The organism is Campylobacter concisus UNSWCS (assembly GCF_000466685.1).
GTDB classification, from domain to species: Bacteria; Campylobacterota; Campylobacteria; order Campylobacterales; family Campylobacteraceae; genus Campylobacter_A; species Campylobacter_A concisus_A.
The window spans coordinates 1-392 of record NZ_ANNG01000141.1; the positions used below are offsets into that span (position 1 = coordinate 1).

Annotated in this window: 1 protein-coding gene; it reads right to left on the reverse strand. The window is 33.7% G+C overall.

Going from position 1 to position 392, the window contains the following annotated elements:
* Window positions 1-16: 16 nt before the first annotated feature.
* The coding region (locus UNSWCS_RS11260) for a methyl-accepting chemotaxis protein (protein ID WP_035144263.1) at window positions 17-392 on the reverse strand (376 nt) is incomplete at its 5' end.

Genomic DNA, 392 nt, shown 5'->3' on the forward strand with positions numbered 1-392 from the left:
CTAAATAAGAAGTTTTTTAAAATTTATTCTTCCTAACATCTTCAACTATGGCTTTAGCCATCTCATCTACTTCTGATGTTACTTCGTTTGCTTGGTTTGCAATTACCACATTCTCTTTTGTTAAGTGATCTATTTGAGCAACTGATTGATTTATCATATTTATACCTTCACTTTGCTCTTTTATAGATTCACTCATCTCATTTATTGATTGAGCTAATACATTTGTATTTGCTTCTATCTCACCAAGTGATTTTTGAGTTCTTTCTGCTAGCTTTCTAACTTCATCAGCAACAACTGCAAATCCTCTGCCATGTTCTCCAGCACGTGCTGCTTCAATTGCAGCATTAAGTGCTAGAAGGTTAGTTTGATCTGCTATATCTCTAATGATAGTT